This window comes from Shewanella sp. LZH-2, assembly GCF_016859145.1.
Taxonomy (GTDB): domain Bacteria; phylum Pseudomonadota; class Gammaproteobacteria; order Enterobacterales; family Shewanellaceae; genus Shewanella; species Shewanella xiamenensis.
Genome location: NZ_CP069350.1, coordinates 2,832,391 through 2,852,553 on the forward strand (window position 1 = coordinate 2,832,391; position 20,163 = coordinate 2,852,553).

A 20,163-nucleotide genomic window follows, 5' to 3' on the forward strand; every position below is an offset into this window, starting at 1 on the left:
TCGACGGGAGATGACACTGGATCAACCAAAGATTAAACAACAAGGGCGGACATGGCCGCCCTTTCGAGGGATTACAAACTATTGATTTGTCTTTTTAAATCAAAATTATCAGAAGTCACATGGCGCTCAAGGTTTTGCAATCTCACCTCTAGGCTCCTAAACTGACGATTCACATCGCTTAGCGCCTGTTTAGCTGGCTCTCCCGACTGCCAAGGTTTCTTCTTCACTTCAATGTCATCCCTAACAGAGCTATTTTGGGGTTTGATATCGAGTATCACCCACAACGCCACATAGATGATAAAGACAACACCCGAACCACCTAATAGAAAGATAGAAACTGCAAGTACGCGTACTAACCAAGTTTCAATCGCAAAGTATTCAGCAATTCCTGCACACACACCGGCGATTTTACCTGACTGGGGAATACGATACAAAGTTCGACCATTAGATCCTCTCATGTTTCCCCCTCCATTCAGGCGATTCAGAATCGAGAATCGCCTCTAAGGTTTCGATACGCGCAGCCATTTTATCGGCTTTCGCAATCAAGTCATTCAGCTGTGAAAACTCTTCCTCAGTGAGTCCCTGGCTCACTTGTCGCTTACTGCGATAATGAAGAACTAACCATATAGGCGCCACCACTATCATAAAGATGATAATCGGAGCCATTAGTATGTCCATATCCATAACTCACCTCTAAAATGTTATTCTTTTGACTTTGTGGGAGCTTTGCCTTTCACTTTTGCCTTGAGCGCTTCCAACTCAGCATTGACTGAATCTTCAGCTTCTAATGCCGCAAACTCATCAGCTAAGGTTTTTTTGCTGCCAAGATCGTAGGATTCAACCTGCGCTTCTAATCCTTCAACACGGCGCTCATATTGCTCAAACTTAAGCATGGCATTATCAATTTTGCTTGAGTCTAACTGCTTTTTCACTTCTAAACGTGATGACGCAGTTTGAGTGCGCAAAATAATGGTCTTTTGGCGCGCTTTTGCATCTAACAGTTTTTCCTGCAGCAGGCTCACTTCGTCTTTTAAACGAGCGATATGCTCATCCAGCACTGCCAACTCTTGGTTTAAAGTATCCACTAAACCCGCCGCTTTTTGTTTTTCAACTAAAGCTGCTTTGGCTAAATCTTCGCGGTCCTTTGAAAGTGCCAGTTCCGCTTTATCCTGCCAATCCTGAACTTGCTCCTCGACTCGGCTGATACGGCGATGCAATTCTTTCTTTTCAGCCAATACCTTAGCTGAGGTTGAACGCACTTCTACCAGTGTATCTTCCATTTCTTGGATGATCAGGCGAACCATTTTTTCAGGGTCTTCGGCTTTGTCGAGTAATGCGCTGATATTAGAGTTAATGATATCGGCGAAACGAGAGAAAATACCCATAATGCTATCCTCAAATTGATGTTGGTCTCGCTTAAGGTAATACACTAACTGTGCCAACTTTTATTTATTGTTTAAATTCAGTTAGATAAACAAAATCTTAACTTTTCCTTTATTTTACAACGCAAGCCACTTATTATGATTTTCACCAAAATTTAGCGTTAAAGACTAAAAAATATCGTGGATAATAAATTTCAGCAAGACAATCTAATCGGTCAATCAAACGCCCTACTTGAAGTATTAGAGCACGTCTCACAAATCGCTCCGTTATCAAAACCTGTACTGATCATTGGTGAACGAGGCACAGGTAAAGAGCTGATTGCCGAACGCCTACATTATCTGTCTAAGCGCTGGGATCAAAATTTTATTAAGCTAAATTGTTCATCTTTGAGCGAAAACTTGCTTGAAAGTGAATTGTTTGGCCACGAATCTGGGGCCTTTACTGGTGCCAAAGGTAAACACGAAGGCCGTTTTGAACGGGCTGATGGTGGAACACTGTTTCTTGACGAGTTAGCCAATACCTCTGGATTGATTCAAGAAAAACTACTGCGAGTTATCGAGTACGGTGAATTTGAACGTGTCGGTGGCAGTAAAACCATTCAAGCGGATGTGCGCCTTATCTGCGCCGCCAACGAAGATTTACCCTCACTGGCCGAGGCCGGTGAATTTCGGGCCGACTTACTCGATCGTTTAGCCTTCGATGTGATCACACTGCCGCCACTACGTTGTCGTCCAGAAGATATCATGACATTAGCCGAATACTTTGCTGTGGGAATGGCTCGGCAACTCAAGCTCGAACTCTTTAGTGGCTTTAGTGCAAATGCCATCGAGCAGCTCATGAGTCATGACTGGCCCGGTAATATTCGTGAACTTAAAAACGTTGTTGAGCGCAGTGTTTACCGTAATTGCGGTGAAAATCGTCCCATCGAGCACATTATTCTCGACCCTTTCGCCTCCCCGTACCGGCCGACAACTCGGGTGCGCACTCTTGAGCGTCAGGTGGTGCCCACACCGCACTCAACCATCATAAGTCCTCCCACCATTACCGCACAAACCGATACAGATGTCGCTGCACCTAGTGAAGCGCCGTTAAATGACTTTAGTTTTCCATTAGACTTTAAAGAACAAACCGAGCGTTATGAGATGGAGCTTATTCAGCAAGCCTTATCGGCAAGCCAATATAATCAAAAGAAGACCGCTGAAATCTTGGGGTTAAGTTATCATCAGCTACGTGGCATTCTAAAAAAATACAATTTGCTCGATAAAGCATAAGCTGATTGCCCATGGGCGAGATGCACTGCTAAAATAGTCGTTCATAGTCGATAAAATAATGATTTATAAATGAGTGTGCTAATTAGACGCCTGTGCCTAGCAACTTCGGTATTCTGCATGAGTGGGTTGTTGGTTGCATGTGGCCCCCAACGACTTCCTTCTGGTTTGGTCTATTGTTCCGAAGGGAATCCCGAGTCTTTTAATCCGCAGTTGGTGACCTCAGGCACTACGATCGACGCCACTTCACACCTGATTTATAGCCGCTTAGTAGACTATGAGGCGCTCTCTGGTCAGTTGGTTCCGGCCTTGGCAACCAGTTGGGCTGAAAGTGATGATGGTCTTAGTTATCGTTTTACGCTCAGGGAGGATGTTAAGTTTCAGCATTCTTCCCGTTTTACGCCAAGTCGCTCATTTAACGCCGACGACGTACTGTTTTCCTTCAATCGAATTATCGATAAGCATCACCCTTACCATGGTGTGTCACGCACTGGTTATCCCTTTTTTCAAAGTATTGGTTTTTCTGAACAAGTTAAAAGTGTTGAAAAAATCAATGACTATGAAGTCATCTTTCGCTTAGCCCGTAAGGATGCTTCATTTTTATCGAATTTAGCGACTGACTTTGCCGTTATTCTCTCCAGTGAGTACGCCGAACAACAACTTGCACTAGGTCACCCGGAAAATGTTGACCATTTTGCCATTGGTACAGGGCCTTTTACTTTAGTGCATTACGCCAAAAACGAATATATTCGCTATCGCCGTAATCCAGATTTTTGGGGAGAACCCGCCAATGTCGAGATGTTGGTCTATGATATCACCCCAAAAAGCACCGTGAGATTAGCAAAGTTAATCGCGGGTGACTGCAGTGTTTCAGCCCTGCCAAAAGCAGGGGAACTTCCCGTTATTAAGCAACATGAACAGCTCAATATCGAATCACAACCCGGCCTTAACGTAGCATTTTGGGCATTTAACACTCAAAAAGCGCCATTAAATGATGTTCGAGTTCGCCGCGCGCTCGCCCATGCGGTGGATAAACAAAATATCTTACGTGCTGTGTATCAAAACACCGCAATAGAGGCGATAGGCGTACTTCCACCAGCCTCTTGGGCCTACGACAGCAATAAGAAGCTACTCGATTATAATCCCCAAAAAGCCAGAGACCTGCTAAAAGAGGCAGGTATTAACAATCTCAGCATCGATATTTGGGCAATGCCTGTTGCGAGAGCTTATAATCCTAATGCACTGAAAACAGCTGAGTTAATTCAATCTGATTTGGCCAATATCGGTGTTAGAGTCAACATAATCAGTTACGACTGGAGTGTCTTTACCCAAAGATTAAGTCGAGATGAATACGATTCAGTGCTCATCGGCTGGAACGCCGATAACAGTGATCCCGATAACTTTTTCACGCCACTGCTTAGCTGCGCGTCGATGCAATCAAACAACAACCGCTCTCGCTGGTGCAATAAACAGTTTGATACCATTCTAGACAGAGCAAGAGAAGTCTCAACACAAGCAGAGCGCAAACAAATTTATCAAGAAGCCGAAGCATTCATCGCCGAGCAAGTACCAATGCTGAGTTTGGCTCATGCCAAACGGGTCGCTTTAACGCGTAATAATGTACATAATATGCAACTCACGCCTTTTGGCGGCATTTCCTTTACAAAAACCAGCCAAACCACACAGGAGACTAACTGATGTTAAGATACCTGTTACGGCGCCTCAATTTATTCCTAGCGACTTCACTCGTCATGATTGGTGTCCTATTTTATGCAACAGGTTTGTTCCCGATTGAACGCACCTTTGCCCTCACAGGAATACATTCACCATCGGCAGATCAGCTTGCCCAAATCGAACAAGACTATAAGTTAGATAGCAACAAGGCGTTGCAGTTTATTGCTTATTTACAGCAAAGGCTGAGTGGTAACTTAGGGGTTTCAGTGACTTCCCATCAAAGCGTTGCAGAGGAGTTAAGTACCGTACTCCCAGCCTCCTTCGAGCTCGCCGTCATGGCCGCGGTAATCGCCATTGGTTTAGGCGTACCTTTGGGCGTTTTGGCTTCACAAAGTCAGCATAAACTCACCCAAAATACCATTATGGCTATTACTCTTACGGGTTACTCTGTTCCAGTCTTTTGGTTGGGACTGTATTTATCGCTTTGGTTTGGTGTCGATCTCGGTTGGTTGCCAATATCGGGGCAACTCAATCTTTTATATGAGATAAAACCCGTCACTGGTTTTATGCTGGTCGATATCCTACTTTCTGATTCGGAGTATCGCATATCGGCGTTTAAGGATGCACTGCTACACATTATTCTGCCAGCGACAACGCTCGCAGTGCTGCCTTTTACTGTGGTAGTACGTAGCACACGTTCTGCAATGATGAATGTGATGAACCAAACCTTTATCCGCGCAGCCGAAGCCAGAGGTATGCACACCAATACCATTATTTTACGTCATGCCTTACCCAACGCGCTTATCCCTGTATTAAAGCACTTAGGTTTAATGCTAGGTGCCTTTGCTAGCTATGCTATTGTTGTTGAAGTGATATTTTCATGGCCAGGTGTAGGCTCTTGGTTAGTATCAGGAATTTATCAGCGGGATTACACGGTTATTCAAGGTGGAATATTGGCTGTCGCCTTGCTGATCATCTTTTTAAGTATTTTGATTGAAGTGCTACATACCGTCTTCAATCCATTAAGCAGAAAAGATCTTTATGCCTCCAGTTAAAATTTATCAGGAAGATCAAATTGCTTCCCCAATGATGCGGGTCTGGCAAAATTTTTCGGCAAACCCTTTTGCCTTAGCGGGATTGTGGACCATTATTTTTCTGCTGCTGCTCACCCTCTTTGGCCCAATGATTGCGCCTTTCGCACCAGAGGCTCAAGATCCACGCGCCCTATTGTTACCTCCCTCTTGGGATCCTTCCGGCACTGTGGCGCATTTTTTAGGCACCGACGATCTTGGCCGGGATATTTTTAGCCGCTTGCTACATGGCGCGCATTTAACCTTTGGCATGGCATTAATGATTGTCGGTACAGCTCTGTTTACTGGATTTATCATCGGCTCACTTTCCGGCATGATGCGTGGATTAAAGTCTAGTATTTTGGGCCATTTGCTCGATGCATTGCTGTCAATCCCTTCGCTTCTGATGGCGATTTTAGTGGTTGCCGTTATGGGGCCGGGACTTGAAAACGTGTTTTGGGCCGTAGGCATTGCCTTAACGCCGCAGTTTGTCCGCTCTATTCATCAATCGGTCCATGAAGAATTACAAAAAGAATATGTTACCGCTGCCCGTTTGGATGGAGCCAATTCAATGCAGATTTTTTGGTATGTAATCATGCCAAACGTCTGGGAAGTGGTGATTATTCAAACGACCTTAGCCATTTCTGCCGCGATTTTAGATATTGCTGCCCTCGGCTTTTTAAGTCTTGGTGCTCAAGCCCCTAGCCCAGAATGGGGCGCTATGGTGGCGCAAGGCATGGATAATTTATTGACCGCACCTTGGACTGTAACTATTCCAGGACTGGCGATTCTCTTTAGTGTGCTTGCCATAAACTTGGTAGGCGATGGCTTGAGATCGGCGCTTGCGCCCATCAGAAACTAACCTATGCCATTACTCGACGTTAGAAACCTGACTATTGAACTCGACACGCCCCACGGCAAAGTGCGGGCTCTTGAGAAAGTAAGCTTGACCTTGAATGCGGGTGAAATCCACGGCCTAGTGGGTGAATCCGGCTCGGGCCGAAGTCTACTCGCCAGAGCCATTCTAGGGATCCCTGGCCCCAACTGGACCATTACTGCCGACCGCATGATGTGGGATGGTAATAATCTGATGGCCATGACCTCGAAGGAGCGCCGTAATCTGATGGGCTCAGATATGGCGATGATCTTCCAAGACCCATCAGGTAGCCTTGATCCTTCGCAAACCGTGGGTAGCCAGCTGATGCAGGCCATGCCTAAGAATCCTAAAGCTTATTTTTGGCAAAAGCATAAACATGCCAAACTCACGGCGCAGAAATGGCTACACAAAGTTGGCATTAAAAATCCCCAAAAAGTCATGTCCAGCTATGCATGGGAATTATCCGAAGGCGAATGCCAAAAAGTGATGATCGCCATGGCAATTGCCAACCAGCCTAGATTATTAATTGCAGATGAGCCGACAAACTCGATGGAGCTGAGTACTCAGGCTCAGATATTTCGCCTACTATCACAGCTTAACCAACTGCAAAATGTGTCAATTTTAATCATCAGTCATGAGCTTGAGACGCTGGCACAATGGTGCGATCACCTATCGGTACTCTATTGCGGCCAAGTGATGGAGTCAGGACCGACGGATGAATTGATTAATCAGCCCTATCATCCTTACACTAAGGCACTCTTGGATAATATGCCGGATTATTCGGGGATAGAGGCGCACAAGGCAATTATGCCAACACTGCCAGGCTCGGCGCCAGCACTCCAACATCTCCCCATTGGTTGTCGCTTAGGGCCAAGATGTCCTGAGGCGCAAAAGAAATGTGTTAATCAGCCAAGTTTGAGTCATTCAAGAGACCGCTACTTTGCCTGCCATTTCCCTTACCACGGTGAAACGACAAATGACGACTCCACTGCTTAAAGTTAACGATCTCTTTAAAAGGTATGATACTGGTTATAAAGGCTTTACCCGCCAATATAACGATGCCTTAGCCCCGGTTTCCTTTGAACTCAATCGCGGCGAAACCTTAGCTATTGTGGGTGAGGCAGGTTCAGGTAAGAGTACGTTAGCGCGTATTTTAGTGGGCGCAGAACCGCGCAGCGGCGGTGAAATTTACTTCGAAGGCGAAGCCTTAGACAGCCGCAATATCAAACAACGCTGCCGCCTTATTCGGATGATTTTTCAAGATCCTAATACCTCGCTCAACCCAAGGCTCACCATTGGTCAATTACTCGATGAACCATTGCGCTTTAACACTCAGCTATCTGCCAAAGAGCGTAATTCTCAAGTAATTGAGACATTAAGGAAAGTCGGTTTATTACCTGAACATTCTGACTTTTATCCGCATATGATTTCTGAAGGCCAAAAACAGCGGGTTGCCGTGGCGCGGGCGCTAATGCTCAACCCCAAAATCATTATCGCCGATGAAGCGTTGACCGCTTTAGATCTGTCCGTACGCTCGCAAATCCTCAATTTGCTACTGAAATTGCAAAAAGACTTAGGATTGTCATATATTTTTGTGTCCCATAACCTCAATATTATTCGCCATGTTAGCGATAAAATTATGGTTCTTCATAAAGGCGTTATGGTTGAGAAAGCTCCCACAGAACAGATATTTAATTCACCGCAGCACGAATATACCCAAAGGCTTATTCAGGAGCAGAGCCTGTTTGTTCATAAGCGTTAAACTGCTCCAACCACTTAAATATTCAGGCAAATTGGCTAAAAATAGATGCCATTTAATCGCCGAAGTATTTATCCTATTGGTCATTTTGATAGAAGAAGCTTAAACATGATTATCAAACCCAAAATTCGTGGATTCATTTGTACCACTACTCACCCCGTTGGTTGCGAAGCTAACGTTCAAGAACAAATTGCCTTAACCAAAGCGAAGGGCAAAATCGCCAACGGGCCTAAAAAAGTCCTCGTTGTTGGTTCATCCAGTGGTTATGGCCTGTCTTCACGCATTGCCGCCGCCTTTGGTAGCGATGCAGCAACTATTGGTGTGTTCTTCGAAAAACCAGGTACAGAAGCTAAGCCAGGTACTGCTGGCTGGTACAACTCTGCCGCTTTCGACAAGTTTGCCAAAGCTGAAGGTTTGTACTCTAAGAGCATCAACTGCGATGCCTTTAGCCATGAAGCTAAACAAAAAGTCATTGAGCTAATCAAGCAAGATTTAGGTCAAGTGGATATGGTGGTGTATTCATTAGCATCACCTGTGCGCAAACTGCCAGATTCTGGCGAACTAGTACGCTCTGCGCTCAAACCAATTGGTGAAACTTACACTGCAACAGCGGTAGACACTAATAAAGACTGCATTATCGAAGCTACTGTCGAACCTGCGACAGAGCAAGAAATTGCCGATACAGTCACTGTGATGGGCGGCCAAGATTGGGAATTGTGGATTAACGCGCTCGCCGAGGCTGGCGTATTGAGCGACAACTGCAAGACCGTTGCCTATAGCTATATCGGTACAGAGTTAACTTGGCCAATCTACTGGCATGGCGCATTAGGTAAAGCCAAAATGGACTTAGACCGTGCTGCAAAAGCCTTAAACGATAAGCTCTCAGTGACAGGCGGTAGCGCCAACGTTGCCGTGCTCAAAAGCGTTGTCACTCAAGCCAGCTCTGCAATCCCGGTGATGCCACTGTATATCGCGATGGTATTTAAGAAAATGCGCCAAGAAGGTCTGCACGAAGGCTGTATGGAGCAAATCTATCGCATGTTCAGCGAGCGTCTGTTCCGTGCCGATGGTGCAAAACCTGAGACCGATAGCGATAACCGTCTGCGTTTAGACGATTGGGAATTGCGTGAAGATATCCAGCAGCATTGCCGTGATCTGTGGCCACAAGTGACCACTGAAAATCTATCAGAGCTGACCGATTATCAAGAATATAAAGCCGAGTTTATTAAACTTTTCGGCTTTGGTATTGAGGGCATCGACTACGACGCTGATGTGAATCCGTACGTTGAGTTCGATGTGATCGAGCTGTAATCGTCACGATTACAGCTTGCTTTTAAACGCCACCCTCGGGTGGCGTTTTTATTTGCCTCAAATGCCGTACGATAGGCTAAACTAGCATGACCATTCAACACTAAATAAGGATAAAGAATGAAGATCAGTGCACGTAATACCCTAAGTGGCACTATTACCGCTATCGAAATTGGCTCTGTAAACAACGAAGTCACTATCGAACTGGCACCGGGCGTAGTGTTAACCTCCGTCGTGACGAAAGCCTCCTGTGAGCGTTTAAACTTGAAGGTGGGTGATTCGGCTTACGCACTCATTAAAGCCAGCAGCGTGATGATTGGCGTGGATGATTAAGCGGCTAATATAGCGCCCAGAACATTTGATAACGCGGTTCAAGACAAACAAAAAGGCCAAGTAAACACTTGGCCTTTTCTATTTGATTAGCAAAACACTTTATATTTGCTTTGCGAACATAAGGGATAGACTGAGTTATCCCTTATCACCATTAACCTTCTACAGGGTAATGAATTTTTGCATTCGCTTTCAGTGACTCGATCAGACCGCGGTAATCCGCTTCGCTGTATTGTGCATTTAGGCGTTGTTTTAGTGCATTGACTAACTCATCGCTAACAGACTCAGCCGCGTTCACTTTGTCCAGTGCAATCACAGCATAGCCATTTGCTAAAGCGACAGTATCAACCACAGGTGCAGCACTCGGCGTTGGCATTTGGAAGGTTTTTGTCACAATGGCCGCGTCTAAATCCTGTGCACCACGCCCCAATTTAGCCTTAGCGATTAAGCTCACATCAGCAGCGCCAGCTTTCACTTGCGCCATTAACTCTTCTGCTTTAGCACGTGCTGCTGCGTTCGCTTGATCTTGCTTTAAACGCTCTGCGATGTCGGCCTTCACTTCGGCTAATGGCATAGTGCCCGCATCGTGATGTTCTTTCATGCGAATAACCACTACGTGATTCGGTTCAAGCTCAATCACTTCACTATTTAGCCCTTGGCGCATCACTGAGTCTGAAAATGCTGCTTTTACTACATCAGGCTTGTTCAGTGCCGCTGGCACATCATCACGTGAAAATAGCGGCGTTGTCTTAATCTCAACACCCACCACTTTTGCGGTTTCGGCTAAGGTATCAGGCACTTCGTAACTGGTATCGGCCAATTTGCTCTGCAAGCTATAGAATTGATCTACCGCTTTTTTCTCTTGTAACTGAGCAATAATCTTAGTTTTAACGTCAGCAAAGGGCACAGTGGTACCAGGCTGAACGTCTAACAGTTTGATGATGTGGAAACCAAAATCTGTTTTGACGACTGCTGAGTGTTGGCCTTTTTGCAGAGCAAAAAGCGCAGCATCGAATGAGGGGTCCATCACACCGGGCTCAAACCAGTCTAATTTTCCGCCCTGCTCTGCACTTAAGGTATCTTCAGAATTGGCTTTGGCTAACTCAGCAAAATCAGCACCGTTATCTAACTGCTTGGCTAAATCTTCAGCCTTGGCTTTCGCAGCGGCTTCATCGCTACCTGGGCCAATCAGAATGTGCGCTGCTAAACGTTTCTCGTTAGACACATATTGCGTCTTATGCTCATCGTAGTAAGCCTGAGCTTCTTCTTCGGTCACTTTGCTGTCTTTGGCAAAATCAGCCGCGTTTAACTCAACATATTCTAAACTCACCTTCTCTGGGCTCATAAACTGGCCCTGGTTGGCGTCATAGTAGTTTTTTACTTGCTCGTCTGTCACAGAGGCATTGGCAAGGTATGGCGCAGAGTCCACCACTAAATAACGAATGTCGCGAGTTTGGCCTTGCAGCTCAGCTAATTGTTTAGCTTCACCGGGTAATACAAATTCAGTGCCCACTAACGCCGCGGTTAACTGACGACGAGTCATATCGACACGCATCATGCTTCTAAAGGTTTGTGGCTGATAACCTAACTGACGCAAAATAGCCTGATAACGGTCGTTATCAAATTTACCGTCAGTTTGGAAAGCGGGTTCAGATTTAATCGCTGCAATAATTTGTTCGTCAGAAACACGTAATCCCATCGCAGCGGCAGCTTGATCGATCAGTTTGTCTGCCACTAGACGCTCGAGAACGCTCTGCTTAATGCTTTCTAGGTATCTTTCGTCCGCAGATAGGGCAGCAAACATTTCGCCCAGTTGTTGTTCCATACGAGCGCGTTCGCTCTGGTAGGCTTGTTCTAACTCGGCTTTAGTGATCTTGTCACCGTTGACTTCTGCGGCAGGTACATCGGAAGTTGAGCCTAAATAGCTACTCACCCCTGCAAATGCAAAAGATAAAATCACAAGTACGAGAATGCCTTTAGCAATCACGCCTTGCGAACCATCGCGGATCTTTTCTAACATCAGATATCTCGCTCGTTGCGATTAACAAAATAAAAAGGCGCATCAGGTTGAGATGCGCCTTTCTGTAATTAATAGGGATTATTCAGACGCTACCACTGGTAAGTGCTAAAACCCCGAGTAATGGTAGAAATTGACCTTCAAAATCCATTACTTTCAATTCGTAAAAAGCACTGTTTAAACAGTGCTTATCATTACGAACGCCTTACAAAGGCTGCGATATCAAAAATTAATTGACAGCGTCTTTCAGAGCTTTACCCGCTTTAAAAGCTGGGATCTTTGCTGCTGCGATTTTGATTTCTTCACCCGTTTGTGGGTTGCGGCCAGTGCGTTCAGCGCGCTCACGCACTTCAAAAGTACCAAAACCAACAAGAGAAATTTTATCGCCTTCTTTCAAACCTTCAGTCACAGCTGCGATAAAAGAATCCAGTGCACGGCCGGCAGCGGCTTTAGAAATGTCAGCACCAGAAGCGATTTTCTCGATTAGTTCAGATTTGTTCATGTCATCCCCTTGAATGTAATTTTTTTGCGCCGCAACCAAATCCGTCTCTAGAGCGGTCTGCGGAGGCTTTTATAACAAGCTTGAATTCAAAGTTCAAGCTGAGTTCGAAAACCAAAGAAATAAAACTAGATACAGCTCAAAGCCAGTTGCCCCAAGGGCTTGGAGCAGCTGGCTCTCCACTGACCTAGGCTACCACAGGTCTGCGCTTTGTTAAGCCCCTTTTTTCATTTTTTTTAACGTCATAGCGCATTTTCTTGCGTTATGCCAAGTTTTTAACCACTTCGAAGCCTTCAACGGGTCTTTCTAGCGCCAGTTTTAACACTTCGTCGACCCAACGCACAGGGCGAATTTCTAAATCGGCAATGACATTGGCAGGAATTTCTTCCAGATCGCGCTCATTTTCTTTTGGAATAAGCACCAATTTAATGCCACCGCGATGTGCTGCCAGCAGTTTTTCTTTTAAACCACCGATAGGTAACACTTCACCGCGTAAGGTAATTTCACCCGTCATCGCCACATCGGCGCGCACAGGGTTACCCGTTAAGCTAGATACTAATGCAGTACACATTGCCGCGCCCGCAGATGGACCATCCTTAGGCGTTGCTCCTTCTGGTACGTGCACATGGATATCACGCTTCTCATAAAAGTCGCCATTGATACCCAATTGTTCCGCACGGGCGCGAACAACTGTCATCGCCGCTTGAATCGACTCTTGCATCACATCGCCAAGAGAGCCTGTGTAAGTCAACTTGCCTTTGCCGGGCACTGAAGTCGCTTCAATGGTGAGCAAATCACCACCCACTTCAGTCCAAGCCAACCCTGTGACTTGACCGATTTGGTTGTTCGATTCCGCCTTGCCATAGTCAAAACGCTGCACACCGAGGAAAGACTTGAGATTATCCGCGGTGACTGTAACTGACTTGATGGATTTATCCAGCAGGATCATTTTCACGACCTTACGGCAAATCTTAGACAACTCACGTTCTAGCGCCCGCACACCCGCTTCACGGGTGTAGTAGCGGATGATGCCGACTATCGCACTGTCTTCGATATGAATTTCATTCGCTTTAAGGCCGTTACGCTCGATTTGTTTCGTCAATAAATGCTGCTTAGCGATATTGAGTTTTTCATCTTCGGTATAACCCGACAGACGGATCACTTCCATACGATCTAAAAGTGGCCCCGGAATATTCATCGAATTCGAGGTCGCCACGAACATTACATCGGATAAGTCGTAGTCGACTTCGAGGTAATGGTCGTTAAAAGTCGCGTTTTGTTCAGGATCGAGCACCTCTAATAGTGCTGATGCTGGGTCGCCACGCATGTCCGAACTCATTTTGTCGATTTCATCCAGCAGGAATAAGGGGTTTTTCACGCCCACTTTGGCCATTTTTTGGATGATTTTACCTGGCATAGAGCCAATATAGGTACGGCGATGTCCGCGAATTTCCGCTTCATCACGCACGCCGCCTAAGGCAACACGCACATACTTACGACCCGTCGCCTTAGCAATCGATTGACCGAGTGAGGTTTTACCTACACCTGGTGGTCCAACTAAACACAGGATTGGCCCTTTCAGTTGACGCACACGGCTCTGCACCGCCAAGTATTCCAGAATACGGTCTTTGACCTTTTCCAAACCATAGTGGTCAGTATCCAATACTTCTTGGGCTTTCGCTAAATCACGTTTGATTTTAGAGCGTTGACTCCAAGGCACAGACGTCATCCAATCCACATAGCTACGAACCACGGTCGCTTCGGCAGACATCGGCGACATCATACGTAATTTGTTCAGTTCAGCGACCGCCTTTTCTTTGGCATCGCTTGGCATATTGGCTTCTTCAATCTTACGATTTAAGACTTCAAATTCGTCATGGCCTTCGTCTAAGTCACCCAATTCTTTTTGGATGGCTTTCATTTGCTCGTTCAGATAGTACTCACGTTGGCTCTTTTCCATCTGCTTTTTAACGCGGGTGCGGATGCGTTTTTCAACCTGTAACAGGTCAATTTCCGACTCCATCATCGCCATTAAATATTCAAGACGTTCGCCAATATTGGTCATCTCAAGGACAGATTGTTTGTCCTCAAGCTTAAGCGGCATGTGAGCCGCCATCGTGTCTGCAAGGCGTGCCGCTTCATCGATACCTGAAAGCGAGGTTAAAACCTCTGGCGGGATCTTCTTGTTGAGCTTGATATAGCCTTCAAATTGGCCAATCGCGCTACGAACCAAGACTTCCTCTTCTTTGTCTTCTAAAGGCTCAGATTCGAGATATTCAGCCTTAGCCACAAAGAAATCTGCTTCTTGGGTATAACGCGTAATACGGGCGCGGCGACCACCTTCGACCAGCACCTTGACTGTACCGTCTGGTAGTTTCAGCAGTTGCAGAATAGATGCCACTGTACCAACGTCAAAGATATCGTCTTTGGTCGGCTCATCTAACTCAGCATCACGCTGAGCAACTAAAATAATTTGCTTATCCTGGGCCATTGCCGTTTCGAGACAACGAATCGATTTTTCTCGGCCAACGAACAACGGAATTACCATATGGGGATAGACCACCACATCTCTCAGTGGCAGCACGGGGAGTTCGATATGCGCTTCACGCTCTAAGGTCATAGTTCGATTCCGTTTAAATAAAAGGGATTTGTTAAGGAGTATATTGGGGCGGTTTAGGCCCTTTCAATGGTCAATACGAAAAAAGGAGCCCATTGGACTCCTTGATTTTCAGTTTATTAGCTATCTGTACAATTATTGTTCGCCAGAAGCCGCCTGTGCTTCATTGCGCTCATAAATCAGAATCGGTGCAGACTCACCATTAACCACTGACTCATCGACAACCGCTTTCACTACACCTTCTATCGATGGGATATCATACATAGTATCAAGTAAGATACCTTCTACGATGGAGCGTAAACCACGGGCACCTGTTTTACGTGACATGGCTTTATGGGCAATCGCTTTAAGTGCATCTTCGCGAAACTCTAATTCGACACCTTCCATCTCAAACAGTGCGTTGTACTGCTTAGTTAAGGCATTTTTAGGCTCAGACAGAATTTGCACTAATGCATCTTCATCCAATTCAGTTAGTGTAGCAACGACTGGTAGACGGCCGATAAACTCGGGGATCAAGCCGTATTTAACTAAATCGCCTGGCTCAACTTGAGACAGGGTTTCAGATATCGTTGCTTTATCTTTTTCGCCTTTAACTTGAGCACCAAAACCGATACCCGAACCAACATGAGCACGTTGCTCAATCACCTTTTCAAGACCCGCAAATGCACCACCACAGATAAACAGGATCTTAGAGGTATCTACCTGTAAGAACTCTTGCTGTGGATGCTTACGACCACCTTGGGGTGGAACCGCGGCAACCGTACCTTCGATAAGTTTCAGCAGCGCTTGCTGCACGCCTTCACCCGATACATCACGGGTAATCGATGGGTTATCTGATTTACGGCTGATCTTGTCGATTTCGTCGATATACACGATACCACGCTGCGCTTTCTCAACGTCGTAATCGCACTTTTGCAGCAGCTTTTGAATGATGTTTTCAACGTCTTCACCCACATAACCGGCTTCAGTTAAGGTGGTAGCGTCTGCCATAGTAAATGGGACATTCAATGAGCGCGCGAGCGTTTCGGCCAGCAGTGTTTTACCACTGCCCGTTGGACCAATCAGCAGAATGTTGCTCTTACCCAATTCCACCCCATCTTTAGGGGATGAATTTCTCAGACGTTTATAGTGATTGTATACCGCAACAGAAAGGACTTTTTTAGCTCTGTCCTGCCCAATGACATAATCATCTAAATGTGCACGCAACTCATGTGGCGTGGGTAATTTATCATTATCACGCTTGGGGGAGATTTCTTTAATCTCTTCACGAATAATGTCATTACATAACTCGACACATTCGTCGCATACATATACTGATGGGCCTGCAATCAGTTTTCTGACTTCATGCTGGCTCTTACCGCAAAAAGAGCAGTACAGCAATTTACCGCTGTCACCATTATTTTTGTTGTCGCCCATTAATTACCTCATTTGCAGTCTGCTCTACTGCTTATCTTAAACTTGTTCACTTTAAACTCAGCGTTGCTTTACAGAGCATAGCCCAGTCAAAAGTAAAAATCAGCTGCGTTTAGTCATCACTGCGTCAACTAAACCATATTCCACAGCTTGAGTAGCGCTCATGAAGTTATCACGATCAGTATCACGCTCAATTACTTCGAGTGGCTGGCCTGTATGCTCTGACAGCATCAGATTCAGTTTATGCTTGATGCCTAAGATTTCTTGGGCATGAATAGCAATATCAGAAGCCTGACCTTGGAATCCACCCAGTGGTTGGTGGATCATCACGCGAGAATTAGGTAAGCAGAAACGCTTGCCCTTTTCACCGCCAGCTAATAAAAACGCGCCCATACTGGCCGCTTGACCAATACACACCGTACTCACATTAGGCTTAATAAATTGCATGGTATCGTAAATTGCCATGCCCGCGGTGACTGATCCACCGGGTGAGTTGATATATAAAAAGATATCTTTATCTGGGCTTTCTGATTCGAGGAATAGCAACTGCGCCACAATCAGATTCGCCATATGCTCTTCAACTTGACCCACTAAAAAGATAATCCGCTCTTTTAACAGACGAGAATAAATGTCGAATGAGCGTTCACCCTTAGCAGTCTGTTCGATCACCATAGGCACTAAAGCACTTTGTATGTCTGACGCATTATGCATTATTCATTTCCCTAAATAAAAATGGCTCGCATGAGGAGCCTCATACGAGCCATTATAAATGGCGAACTGCCAATCAAGTCAAGCTTAGCTTATGCGCGACCTGTAGCCTTGTTCATAAATTCTTCAAAAGCGACTTCTTTTTCGGTCACTTTGGCTGTTTTAAGCAGTGCTTCAACAGCTTGCTCTTCAAGCGCAACGTTGCGCATGTTTTGCATCAGCTCTTTATTGCTGTTGTAATACGCAATCACTTCACTTGGATCTTCATAAGCAGAAGCCATAGAAGCGATTAAGCCTTGTACACGCTCATCTTCCGCTTTCAGCTCGTTAGTCTTGATGACTTCGCCTAATAACAGACCGATCTTCACGCGACGAGCTGCTTGCTCAGTGAATAATTCAGCTGGCAGTTCAGGCATGTTCGCCGTTTGACCGCCGAAACGTTGCATCGCTTGTTGACGCAATACGTTAACTTCGCCATCGATCAATGCTTTTGGCAGTTCGATGTCATTGTTAGCTAATAAACCTGCGATCACTTGCTCTTTCACATTAGCTTTTAACGCTTGCTCAAGCTCACGGTTCATGTTCTTACGGATTTCAGCTTTAAGGGCTTCTAAACCACCTTCGCTGATACCGAATAATGCTGCAAACTCATCGTTTACTTCAGGTAAGTTAGCCGCTAATACTTCAGTTAAGGTGATAGCAAACTTAGCTGCTTTACCTTTTAAGTTTTCAGCGTGATATTCTTCAGGGAAAGTCACGTCGATAACGAACTCTTCACCGGCTTTGTGACCTAAGATACCCGCTTCAAAACCTGGGATCATACGGTTACTACCTAATTGCAGTTCGAAATCTTCAGCTTTGCCGCCTTCGAATTCAACACCATCAACTGAACCCACAAAGTTCATTTTCACTTTGTCGCCGTCAGCTGCTTCACGCTCAACAGCGGCGAAAGTCGCGTGTTGCTTACGTAAAGTTTCGATCATGCTGTCTACATCAGCATCGGTTACAGAGGCTTTTGGTTGCTCTACTTCGATTGCATCTAAACCTTTCAACTCAACTTCTGGGTAGATTTCGAAAGTTGCTACGAATTCGAATTTTTCACCGTCAGTTGCACCTGGAACGAAAGTTGGTGCACCTGCTGGGTTTAATTTCTCAGCGATGATCGCTTCGATAAAGTTACGTTGCATCACTTCACCAGTGATGTCTTGACGAATAGCTGCGCCATAACGTTTGTTGATTACAGTAACAGGCACTTTGCCAGGACGGAAACCTGGGATACGAGCACGCTTAGCTTCACGTTGTAAACTGTCTTTAACCAGTTTTTCAATTTGTTCAGCAGGAACAGAAATGGTCAGGCGACGCTCTAGGCCTTGGGTTGCTTCAACAGAAACTTGCATTGTTTTACCTCGAAATTTGTCTAACGTCCTTTGTAATAGTCGAGTCATCAACTATTCAGGTATTCGTTTCTTGATCATTAAATTTGACTACAATGCCCACCACTACTGGCTTTTGGCACAGGTCGCTGTTAGTTGATATCTATCAAGACGCGACATTATAGCCACCGTTTTGTGCAGAGTCGAGCCTCAACGGCCGAATCTAGGGTATAAAAAAAGCGACCAGAGGTCGCTTTTTTTATTTTGTACTCAAAGTACTAAAAATGGGGTGACTGATGGGGCTCGAACCCACGACAACCGGAATCACAATCCGGGACTCTACCAACTGAGCTACAATCACCACTGAAACTGGTACGCCCGGCAGGATTCGAACCTGCGACCACCCGCTTAGAAGGCGGGTGCTCTATCCAACTGAGCTACGGGCGCATGGTCTACAGATTACTCTGCATCCTAACCGGCGTTGGATAGCATTTGGCTATCCATGCTACTCGCTCATGTAAACACTCGAGCAAATAACAATTAAAGTGGTCGGTGATAGAGGATTCGAACCTCTGACCCTCTGGTCCCAAACCAGATGCGCTACCGGACTGCGCTAATCACCGAAGGTCTTACTATATTTGGCATTAACTGAGAGGGTTTCCTCTTATCTGCTCTCATCCAAAATCTGGATTCATTACAGGACTGCGCTAATCACCAAAAAAGTTTTCAAAGCAAATCAACACATCTGCTCGAGAACGGAGCGCATCTTAGCCCCTCACTTTGCACCCGTCAACGATTTTTTTAACCGTTCATGCTAGATGCTGAATTATCAGTCGAATACGCTTTTTTTTATCCATTTCACGACGGCATTTGCCATGACACACCCGCTACGCCCTGTTAAAATAGCCGCGATTGCCAATCTCTGTGTTAACTACCGTTTTAACCATCGCCAATATAAAGGATATCCTACACCCATGACAGCCCAAATAATCGACGGCAAGGCGATTGCTCAATCCATCCGCACTCAACTGCGCGAAAAAGTTACCGCCCGTAAAGAGGCTGGACAACGCGTACCAGGTTTAGCCGTGATTCTCGTGGGAGCAGACCCCGCCTCTCAGGTTTATGTTGGAAGCAAACGTAAGGCCTGTGAAGAAGTCGGTTTTATTTCTCGCTCTTACGATCTCGATACCAGCTGCAGCGAAGCTGAACTCTTAGCCTTGATTGATCAACTCAACGATGACCCTAACATTGATGGGATATTAGTGCAGTTACCATTACCGGCCCATATCGAAGACTCTAAAGTGATCGAGCGTATTCGCCCCGATAAAGATGTCGATGGTTTTCACCCATATAACGTTGGCCGTTTAGCGCAGCGTATTCCCGTATTACGCTCTTGCACGCCGATGGGCATTATGACACTCATTAAATCCACTGGCGTCGATACTTATGGCTTAGATGCGGTTGTCGTTGGCGCCTCGAACATTGTCGGCCGACCAATGACACTCGAGCTACTGCTTGCGGGCTGCACCACCACAACTTGCCATCGTTTTACTAAAAACCTCGAACAAAAAATTCGCCAAGCCGATTTAGTGGTGGTTGCCGTGGGTAAACCTGGCTTTATCCCCGGTGAATGGATTAAACCCGGCGCCATCGTTATCGATGTGGGTATCAACCGCTTAGAAAATGGCACCTTAGTAGGCGACGTGCAATATGATGTTGCTGCGCAAAACGCTAGCTTTATCACACCTGTACCTGGCGGTGTGGGACCAATGACCATAGCCAGTCTTTTAGAAAACACCTTGTATGCCGCCGAGCAATATCACGACTAGGTTCTAGGTTCTAGGTTCTAGGTTCTAGGTTCTAGGTT

The 20,163-nt window shown here is 45.8% G+C and carries 18 protein-coding genes and 3 tRNA genes; 9 read left to right on the plus strand and 12 right to left on the minus strand.

Going from position 1 to position 20,163, the window contains the following annotated elements; genetic code table 11:
* Window positions 1-71: 71 nt before the first annotated feature.
* From pspC to pspA, 3 genes are read right to left on the minus strand one after another with little or no spacing between them, the layout of a single operon-like run.
* Entirely contained in the window at window positions 72-458 is a 387-nt protein-coding gene (gene pspC / locus JM642_RS12585; RefSeq protein ID WP_047539490.1) for an envelope stress response membrane protein PspC, read from the minus strand.
* On the minus strand, window positions 445-684 hold the full coding sequence (gene pspB / locus JM642_RS12590) for an envelope stress response membrane protein PspB (RefSeq protein ID WP_086024023.1): 240 nt from the start codon (window positions 682-684) through the stop codon (window positions 445-447). Before pspB ends, pspC begins: the two co-directional genes overlap by 14 nt.
* A 17-nt stretch (window positions 685-701) precedes the next feature.
* A complete protein-coding gene (gene pspA / locus JM642_RS12595; protein WP_011071928.1) occupies window positions 702-1,385 on the minus strand; it encodes a phage shock protein PspA in 684 nt (227 codons plus the stop codon).
* A gap of 177 nt (window positions 1,386-1,562) precedes the next feature.
* On the opposite strand from pspA, the gene pspF reads away from it, so the two are divergent.
* The 8 genes from pspF (at window position 1,563) to JM642_RS12635 (ending at window position 9,672) form a co-directional block, all read left to right on the plus strand.
* Window positions 1,563-2,654, plus strand: a complete 1,092-nt coding sequence (gene pspF / locus JM642_RS12600) for a phage shock protein operon transcriptional activator (protein ID WP_144376512.1) — start codon at window positions 1,563-1,565, stop codon at window positions 2,652-2,654.
* A gap of 69 nt (window positions 2,655-2,723) precedes the next feature.
* Window positions 2,724-4,349, plus strand: a complete 1,626-nt coding sequence (locus JM642_RS12605) for an ABC transporter substrate-binding protein (protein WP_203431902.1) — start codon at window positions 2,724-2,726, stop codon at window positions 4,347-4,349.
* Window positions 4,349-5,380, plus strand: a complete 1,032-nt coding sequence (locus tag JM642_RS12610) for an ABC transporter permease subunit (protein WP_047539496.1) — start codon at window positions 4,349-4,351, stop codon at window positions 5,378-5,380. Before JM642_RS12605 ends, JM642_RS12610 begins: the two co-directional genes overlap by 1 nt.
* Window positions 5,367-6,257, plus strand: a complete 891-nt coding sequence (locus tag JM642_RS12615; protein WP_037417217.1) for an ABC transporter permease subunit — start codon at window positions 5,367-5,369, stop codon at window positions 6,255-6,257. The genes JM642_RS12610 and JM642_RS12615 overlap by 14 nt, the downstream gene beginning before the upstream one ends.
* A gap of 3 nt (window positions 6,258-6,260) precedes the next feature.
* The gene (locus JM642_RS12620; protein ID WP_037417214.1) at window positions 6,261-7,268 is read left to right on the plus strand and encodes an oligopeptide/dipeptide ABC transporter ATP-binding protein; all 1,008 of its coding nucleotides are present in this window, start codon (window positions 6,261-6,263) and stop codon (window positions 7,266-7,268) included.
* Complete coding sequence (locus tag JM642_RS12625; RefSeq protein WP_037417209.1) at window positions 7,249-8,034, plus strand: ATP-binding cassette domain-containing protein; 786 nt, start codon at window positions 7,249-7,251, stop codon at window positions 8,032-8,034. The genes JM642_RS12620 and JM642_RS12625 overlap by 20 nt, the downstream gene beginning before the upstream one ends.
* Window positions 8,035-8,139: 105 nt before the next feature.
* Window positions 8,140-9,342 (plus strand): enoyl-ACP reductase FabV, encoded by a 1,203-nt coding sequence (gene fabV / locus JM642_RS12630; protein ID WP_037428157.1) that lies wholly within the window; start codon window positions 8,140-8,142, stop codon window positions 9,340-9,342.
* 117 nt (window positions 9,343-9,459) lie between these two features.
* Entirely contained in the window at window positions 9,460-9,672 is a 213-nt protein-coding gene (locus JM642_RS12635) for a molybdopterin-binding protein (protein WP_037417205.1), read from the plus strand.
* 151 nt (window positions 9,673-9,823) lie between these two features.
* Here JM642_RS12635 and ppiD read toward each other — a convergent pair whose 3' ends face one another.
* The 9 genes from ppiD to JM642_RS12680 form a co-directional block, all read right to left on the minus strand.
* Window positions 9,824-11,689 (minus strand): peptidylprolyl isomerase, encoded by a 1,866-nt coding sequence (gene ppiD / locus JM642_RS12640; protein ID WP_069454684.1) that lies wholly within the window; start codon window positions 11,687-11,689, stop codon window positions 9,824-9,826.
* 226 nt (window positions 11,690-11,915) lie between these two features.
* The gene (gene hupB, locus JM642_RS12645; RefSeq protein WP_006081127.1) at window positions 11,916-12,188 is read right to left on the minus strand and encodes a nucleoid-associated protein HU-beta; all 273 of its coding nucleotides are present in this window, start codon (window positions 12,186-12,188) and stop codon (window positions 11,916-11,918) included.
* Between the two features lie 259 nt (window positions 12,189-12,447).
* Window positions 12,448-14,805 carry an endopeptidase La gene (gene lon / locus JM642_RS12650; protein ID WP_037428151.1) on the minus strand — a complete coding sequence of 786 codons (2,358 nt, stop codon included), beginning with the start codon at window positions 14,803-14,805 and terminating at the stop codon, window positions 12,448-12,450.
* 132 nt (window positions 14,806-14,937) lie between these two features.
* Window positions 14,938-16,218: an ATP-dependent protease ATP-binding subunit ClpX gene (gene clpX, locus JM642_RS12655; protein WP_037417195.1), complete on the minus strand. Its 1,281-nt coding sequence runs from the start codon at window positions 16,216-16,218 to the stop codon at window positions 14,938-14,940.
* 99 nt (window positions 16,219-16,317) lie between these two features.
* Window positions 16,318-16,926: an ATP-dependent Clp endopeptidase proteolytic subunit ClpP gene (gene clpP / locus JM642_RS12660; protein WP_037417193.1), complete on the minus strand. Its 609-nt coding sequence runs from the start codon at window positions 16,924-16,926 to the stop codon at window positions 16,318-16,320.
* A gap of 89 nt (window positions 16,927-17,015) precedes the next feature.
* Entirely contained in the window at window positions 17,016-18,320 is a 1,305-nt protein-coding gene (gene tig, locus JM642_RS12665; protein ID WP_047538512.1) for a trigger factor, read from the minus strand.
* 261 nt (window positions 18,321-18,581) lie between these two features.
* A tRNA-His gene (locus JM642_RS12670) sits at window positions 18,582-18,657 on the minus strand.
* A gap of 9 nt (window positions 18,658-18,666) precedes the next feature.
* Window positions 18,667-18,743, minus strand: a tRNA-Arg gene (locus JM642_RS12675).
* A gap of 99 nt (window positions 18,744-18,842) precedes the next feature.
* A tRNA-Pro gene (locus tag JM642_RS12680) sits at window positions 18,843-18,919 on the minus strand.
* 351 nt (window positions 18,920-19,270) lie between these two features.
* On the opposite strand from JM642_RS12680, the gene folD reads away from it, so the two are divergent.
* A complete protein-coding gene (gene folD, locus JM642_RS12685; protein ID WP_037428154.1) occupies window positions 19,271-20,125 on the plus strand; it encodes a bifunctional methylenetetrahydrofolate dehydrogenase/methenyltetrahydrofolate cyclohydrolase FolD in 855 nt (284 codons plus the stop codon).
* Window positions 20,126-20,163 lie beyond the last annotated feature (38 nt).

Coding starts and splice junctions, on each gene's coding strand:
- clpP (WP_037417193.1), bottom strand. CDS start 16,926: ATGCATAATGCGTCAGACATACAAAGTGCTTTAGTGCCTATGGTGATC.
- lon (WP_037428151.1), bottom strand. CDS start 14,805: ATGACCTTAGAGCGTGAAGCGCATATCGAACTCCCCGTGCTGCCACTG.
- pspA (WP_011071928.1), bottom strand. CDS start 1,385: ATGGGTATTTTCTCTCGTTTCGCCGATATCATTAACTCTAATATCAGC.
- clpX (WP_037417195.1), bottom strand. CDS start 16,218: ATGGGCGACAACAAAAATAATGGTGACAGCGGTAAATTGCTGTACTGC.
- JM642_RS12635 (WP_037417205.1), top strand. CDS start 9,460: ATGAAGATCAGTGCACGTAATACCCTAAGTGGCACTATTACCGCTATC.
- ppiD (WP_069454684.1), bottom strand. CDS start 11,689: ATGTTAGAAAAGATCCGCGATGGTTCGCAAGGCGTGATTGCTAAAGGC.
- JM642_RS12620 (WP_037417214.1), top strand. CDS start 6,261: ATGCCATTACTCGACGTTAGAAACCTGACTATTGAACTCGACACGCCC.
- hupB (WP_006081127.1), bottom strand. CDS start 12,188: ATGAACAAATCTGAACTAATCGAGAAAATCGCTTCTGGTGCTGACATT.
- JM642_RS12615 (WP_037417217.1), top strand. CDS start 5,367: ATGCCTCCAGTTAAAATTTATCAGGAAGATCAAATTGCTTCCCCAATG.
- JM642_RS12610 (WP_047539496.1), top strand. CDS start 4,349: ATGTTAAGATACCTGTTACGGCGCCTCAATTTATTCCTAGCGACTTCA.
- pspB (WP_086024023.1), bottom strand. CDS start 684: ATGGATATGGACATACTAATGGCTCCGATTATCATCTTTATGATAGTG.
- JM642_RS12605 (WP_203431902.1), top strand. CDS start 2,724: ATGAGTGTGCTAATTAGACGCCTGTGCCTAGCAACTTCGGTATTCTGC.
- folD (WP_037428154.1), top strand. CDS start 19,271: ATGACAGCCCAAATAATCGACGGCAAGGCGATTGCTCAATCCATCCGC.
- JM642_RS12625 (WP_037417209.1), top strand. CDS start 7,249: ATGACGACTCCACTGCTTAAAGTTAACGATCTCTTTAAAAGGTATGAT.
- fabV (WP_037428157.1), top strand. CDS start 8,140: ATGATTATCAAACCCAAAATTCGTGGATTCATTTGTACCACTACTCAC.
- tig (WP_047538512.1), bottom strand. CDS start 18,320: ATGCAAGTTTCTGTTGAAGCAACCCAAGGCCTAGAGCGTCGCCTGACC.
- pspC (WP_047539490.1), bottom strand. CDS start 458: ATGAGAGGATCTAATGGTCGAACTTTGTATCGTATTCCCCAGTCAGGT.